Genomic DNA, 5452 nt, shown 5'->3' on the forward strand with positions numbered 1-5452 from the left:
GCCGCCAGCCTGGCCGGGCCCGAGATTGTCAATGATGCCGGTGCCGGCTTCGACGAAGACCGGGCCGTCATCGGTGTTGATCGCGATCAGCACCTTCGCGGCGGTGAGCGCGTCCGCGATCTGCTGACGTTCGGCCGCGGCGCTCAATGCGCTGCGGCCCTTCGGCGGCGTGGCCAAGCCAGCCAAGCGGCCGAGCGTTTGCGGCAGCATGTCGGCGGTCAATTTCGGCGTGACTTTCACGATTTTGCCTTTGGCATCGCGGAACACCGCCTTGCCGTTGCTGCCGGCCTCAACCTTGGCGATCTGGGCCGGCGCTTCCCCCGTGACGCCCAGTGCGGTGATGCCTGAGGTGCTCGGCGCGGTGACAAATTCGCGCAGATGGCCTGCGGAGTCGATGATGACAGGCAGACCATCGGGACCAGCTTGCGCTGCACGCAGCGCAAAATTCCGCGGACCGAGCGTGGTCTGCGCCACCAGTGTCTTCTTATCGACCACCTGATAGAAGATCTGTGAATCGAACACCCGGCGACCCCGGGGCCCTGATGCCGGAGAGGTCAGCCACAGCAACATCTGTTCCGACCATTTATAGAAATTGCAATTATTGCTGCTGTCGAACTCGATGCTGGCGGCCGGTTTGACCGGCTTATCGAGACCGGGGAAACCGGATTCGAACCAGCTGTTGAACTGGCGCGCCGGCACAACGCAAGCAGGATCGGGATTGGGCGGCAGAACCTGCGCGCCGGCGGTTGCCGTCAATCCAGCCGCGAGGCATGCCCCGGCAGCCATGAGGGCAGCGGCCTTTCCGAGAGATCTCGATCGCTGAAGGGTATCTTTCATTTTCATCCCCCTGTTTGCAATGCCTGATTGGCATCTGCCGCAACCGCGCTCTCCGGCCGCTTGCGCTTCAGGTCGTTCCAATACTCGACCCGAAGTACCTCGTCGGGCAGATCACCGACGGCGAGCGCTCGGTCGCTCAACTCGACGCTGAAATTCCTGCTCAACGGCGCCGCCCAGATACGTGTCGAGAGCGTGACTTTGAAGATCTCGAACAGCCGCCTGTCTTGTTTGGTCTCGGCGGCGGTGCCGAGCCGGTCGGAAAGCTCGTAGAACGCGCGCGGCACGAAGTCGTCGCGGAGCTTGACGAACGCCGTCCTGTGGCCATCGCTGACCCACCATTCGAATTTCATCGAGCTGTTGCATTTCATGCCGCAGTCCGGTTCGAGAACCAGCCTGTAGCGGTCGCGCCCGACGACGCCGGTGACATGGTCGATCGCGTCGCGCACGCCCGGCCCGGGGTGAGCGCCGACGACGTAGAGATCGTCACGGCTCCACAGCCCATCCCTGGACAAGGCTTCGGCCGCGGCCTGCATGGCGCGGTAGCCGACCGCCGTGCCCCACCACAAGGACCCGATATGCTTGGTGATGGCGCCGTCGTAATCGATCTCCTTGATCTCGCCGCGGTCCTTGATGCGGACCAATGTCGCATCGACGGGCGTGATGGCATCGGCGTCATTGCTCTGCATGGGAGACCCTTTCTGCATAGCGCTGCGATTGGGTAAGACAGGTCAGCCCGCACTGCTCAATCCGGCTTGCGCATCGCCAATTTCCCAAATTCAAACGCCGGACGGTTTCATTCACCGGCGTCAAACAAACGTAGCGAGCCTGAAAATTTTTATCGGACCCTCCGTCACTCGTTATCACGAGTTGTTGCGCGTGATCCAGCACAATGTTAGGATGATTATCGCACAAGTTTTAAAAGTTACGCGCACCCTTCCGGCCTAGCCCACTCTGACGGCGCGTTCTGCCGTTTTCCTGCGGACGTTTTGAAGCCAAGACATTTACTTTTACTTTGCGATTTTCGAGGGGACGCAAAGAATGACAAGCCTGACGCTCCCGATATCCCGCGAGACGGACGGCCTCCTGCCGGAGCGCGAATGGCCGGTCGCCCCCGGAGCGACCTCTTGTCCGACTGATCGCGATGGCCCCGGCGAGGCATTGATGGCCAAAATCGAGCACATGAACACGGCGCAGGCCTCGGACAGCTCGGATCCGTTCCGGCGGATCGGCGGCGGCCTTAGCCTGCATTGCAGCATCGATCTTGCGGGGCGGAAAGTATCGGATGTCGCGTCCGTGGCCACGAAGTATCGCGGCTATGAATCCTTACTGCGCAACCGCGACCTGCAGGATGCCGGCCTCATCAGTTCGACGGCGTCGGGGATTTGCGGCGGCGTTCATGCCGCGACCTCCGCGCAGTGCCTGGAGATGGCGCTCGGGATCAGGCCGCCGCCGCTGGCCATCGTCGCGCGCAACCTGCTCTTGACCTGCCAGTACCTGAACGACAACCCGATGCATCTGTTTGTCCTGTGCGGACCGGATTATTCCGAGGATATCGTGAAGGCTACCAATCCCGAGATCTGGGCCAGCGCGCAACGCTCGCCTGCCGCTCATGCCGCGGTTCACGGCTACCCGACCATCGGCGCCCTCATGACGGACCTGAACCGGGGTTCCGGCAAGCTCTTCGTCGAAGCGCTCGATATGATGCGGAGGGCGCGGGCGGCCTATGTCCTGCTCGGCGGGAAATACCCGCATTCCGAATCGATCTGCCCGGGCGGCGTCTCGCTCACGCTTTGCACGGAACAGCTCGATGCCTTTGTACGAAAGCTCGAACCCTTTATCGATTACGCCAAGCGCTGCGCGCGGATTTGGGACGACGTTTCCGACTTCTTCCATGCGTGCGACCCGGCCTTTCGAGAACTTGGCCGCGCGCCGGCGAACATGATCGACTTCGGTCAGTGGGATCACGAGGATTACTACGACGGGACCTACGAAAATTGCGACCGTTGGGGCGAGAAGCGCTGGTCGACACCGGGCGCGGTCATCGATGGCAGGCTTATCACGACCGATCTGACCCGGCTGAACAGCGGCATCGAGGAGTTCGTCGATCGCTCCTTCCATGATGACTGGCAGGGCCACCCGCACCGCGAAGATCCCGCGGGCAACCCGTTGAGCCAATATCACCCTTGGAACAAGGCGATCGACCGCAACCCCGCGAAGAATGCAGGCCCGCGGCCATATAGCTGGGCCACGGCCACCGTGTGGAATCGCAACACCTTTGAGGTCGGTGCCTATGCTCGGCTCTATATCAGCGCGCTGGCCCAAAAGATGCCGTTCAGCGAATTCGTGATGTCCACCGGCCGCAGCGTGGTGCTCCACATTCCCGCGGGCAAGCTCCCCAGCGAACGCCTGGAATGGCAGGTTCCGCGGATATGGAATGCCTTCGAGCGCAACCGGGCCCGCGCCTACGCGGTCGCATTCAACCTGATGGTGACGCTGGAAAACCACCACCGCGCCAGGAAACTGCTGTTGCGCGGTGAACAAGACATGGCGACTCCCTTTGATATTCCGGCAACCGGAAAACGCTTCGGCGTCGGCTTCGGGGGAGCAGGACGCGGTTTCCTGGCGCATTGGGCGGTTCTGACGGGCGCGGAGATCAGCAATTATCAGGTATCGGTGCCCTCGCGCATCAATGGCGGTCCGCGAACGCCTTGGGGAGAATTGGGCCCGGTCGAGCGGGCCGTGCTGAATACACCGATCATCGAATCCAACTGCACCGGTCCGGCCAGTTTTCACGGAATTGATCTCGTGCGGGCAATTCAGAGCTTCGATCCCTGCATGCCCTGTAAGATGCACCTGATCTTCAAAGGCACCGATTTTACTTCAGCCATGGAGGTGAATACCGACGGATTGATATGAGCATTGCTTCGCTTGGGAAGTCTAATCGTGCATCTTGGCCCATGATGGAGAGTACGGAGAATACGATGTCGAAGAAAGCAAGCGCGCTACTGCTGGAACTGCTCGCCTCCCGCATCGACGCGGCCGGCGTTCACTGTCTTAACGCACCGACACCGACACCGACGCCCGGAGGCGACGATCCGGATGATGGCGACAATCCCGATGAGCCTCCTGACGATCCCTACAAGCCCGATCCCGCCATTGGCTCCAGCAGATGCTACGCCTGAGGCAACGAAGCGGCGGCATGAGCGGACCGATCGCGTGGCGATCGGCCTGCTCCGGCTTTGCTCGGCGCAGCGATGGATTTGCTTGTTAGCTGAATGAGTTCATGGGTTCGGAATATCGGCGTTGTCCGCCGACGAGGATGCGGAACAATCGACAATTGGCGCGCTCGCAGCGCGGCAATTTCACTTTCGGGTTTGGATGGCGTGGAAAGATTGCACACCAGCGTCCGTATCGTTGCAGCGCGGACAACCCTGGGCCACGCCAAAGCATGGGCGAAATTGGCCCAGATCCATGCGGTCACCGATATCACGGCGATGGATCGCCTTGGCGTTCCGATTTTCGTCAGCGAACGGCTGCGGTCGGCAACCGACCCCTACGCTTTTGGCAAGGGCTGCCTTCCGATCGAATCGGAGGTCGGCGCCTATATGGAAGCGATCGAGTCCTACTTCTCGGAGCCAGGCGTCGCACAGATCGAGACAAGATGGGGTTGGCCGTCCGAACTGTCAGGCGTCGGCGAGGGCAGCGACCCGATCCTTGAATTCGCGCCGAAGTTGGACCGTCGCGCCGCTCCCGATCAGGCCTTGTTGCTCGCGCGCGCCCAGGATGTGGAAAGCGGCGCCGAGGGCTGGATCCCTGCCGAGCTGGCGTTCAATCCGGCGCCCGATGTCGGCACTCCACTCTACGGCTCGTCGAGCAATGGCCTGGCGTCTGGCAACAGCGTGCTGGAAGCCAGCATTCACGCGCTCTATGAATTGATCGAGCGCGACATCTGGTCGATCGAGTTCATCCGCAACCGCTCGGCCCGGGTCACGGGTGAAGGCCTGCCCTGTGAAGTCCACAACATCGTCGAAACCGCCGCCCGCAACGGGTTGCGGCTGGTGATGCGCTACGTCCCCAATGATTATGGCATCCCGTTCTTTGCCGCATTCCTGTTCGACCCGGACAACCTCGAACGCCGCTTTTTCAATGGCGGCTGGGGATGCCATCACGAACGCCGGATAGCGCTGACGCGCGCGGTCACGGAAGTGGCGCAAAGCCGCCTCGCCTTCCTGCATGGCGGACGCGAACCGGAAAGATGGTACGATCCCCTCGCGGAAGCCGATCGCGTGAAACAGCATATCGTGACCGCTTCGAGCAAGACGCCGTCGATCCGGTTCGAGGACATTCCGGAGCGCCCCGTGGCGGCCGCTCCATTGGCCGCTCAGTGGGCCGCAGCGGTGAACAGTCTGCGACGCGTGATTGACCGGCCGATTTATCGGATGATCTACACACCGCCCGAAGGGCCGCTCCACGTCGTACGGCTGGTCGTGCCGCGGCTGGAGCATTTCTCGCGATCGACGATGCGTATAGGTTGCAGAATGCAGGCGGAACTCGAAGCTCGCACGAACGAAATTGAGGAGATCGCCTAGGTCAGTGTTTCCGAAGCTCTGATCAC

5 protein-coding genes and 1 pseudogene are annotated in these 5452 nt (G+C 61.7%); 4 read left to right on the plus strand and 2 right to left on the minus strand.

Annotated elements, in window-relative coordinates:
* Together ABSG20_RS28595 and ABSG20_RS28600 are read right to left on the minus strand one after the other, a co-directional pair.
* The coding region (locus ABSG20_RS28595) for a hypothetical protein (RefSeq protein WP_423867820.1) at window positions 1-786 on the minus strand (786 nt) is incomplete at its 3' end.
* A gap of 53 nt (window positions 787-839) precedes the next feature.
* On the minus strand, window positions 840-1523 hold the full coding sequence (locus ABSG20_RS28600) for a hypothetical protein (protein WP_423867821.1): 684 nt from the start codon (window positions 1521-1523) through the stop codon (window positions 840-842).
* A 493-nt stretch (window positions 1524-2016) separates the two neighbouring features.
* On the opposite strand from ABSG20_RS28600, the pseudogene ABSG20_RS28605 reads away from it, so the two are divergent.
* The 4 genes and pseudogenes from ABSG20_RS28605 to ABSG20_RS28620 form a co-directional block, all read left to right on the plus strand.
* Window positions 2017-2355: pseudogene (locus ABSG20_RS28605) on the plus strand (nickel-dependent hydrogenase large subunit); the annotation flags it as partial.
* A gap of 129 nt (window positions 2356-2484) precedes the next feature.
* Window positions 2485-3753, plus strand: a complete 1269-nt coding sequence (locus ABSG20_RS28610) for a nickel-dependent hydrogenase large subunit (protein ID WP_423867824.1) — start codon at window positions 2485-2487, stop codon at window positions 3751-3753.
* 65 nt (window positions 3754-3818) lie between these two features.
* A complete protein-coding gene (locus tag ABSG20_RS28615; RefSeq protein WP_423867822.1) occupies window positions 3819-4019 on the plus strand; it encodes a hypothetical protein in 201 nt (66 codons plus the stop codon).
* 201 nt (window positions 4020-4220) lie between these two features.
* Window positions 4221-5426, plus strand: coding sequence for a YcaO-like family protein (locus ABSG20_RS28620; protein WP_423867823.1), 1206 nt, complete (start codon window positions 4221-4223; stop codon window positions 5424-5426).
* Window positions 5427-5452 lie beyond the last annotated feature (26 nt).

The organism is Bradyrhizobium sp., assembly GCF_049512235.1.
GTDB lineage: Bacteria > Pseudomonadota > Alphaproteobacteria > Rhizobiales > Xanthobacteraceae > Bradyrhizobium.

What these genes read in the sequence shown, in the direction of transcription:
- ABSG20_RS28600 (WP_423867821.1), bottom strand. Translation starts at nt 1,523, where the DNA reads ATGCAGAGCAATGACGCCGATGCCATCACGCCCGTCGATGCGACATTG.
- ABSG20_RS28610 (WP_423867824.1), top strand. Translation starts at nt 2,485, where the DNA reads ATGACGGACCTGAACCGGGGTTCCGGCAAGCTCTTCGTCGAAGCGCTC.
- ABSG20_RS28615 (WP_423867822.1), top strand. Translation starts at nt 3,819, where the DNA reads ATGTCGAAGAAAGCAAGCGCGCTACTGCTGGAACTGCTCGCCTCCCGC.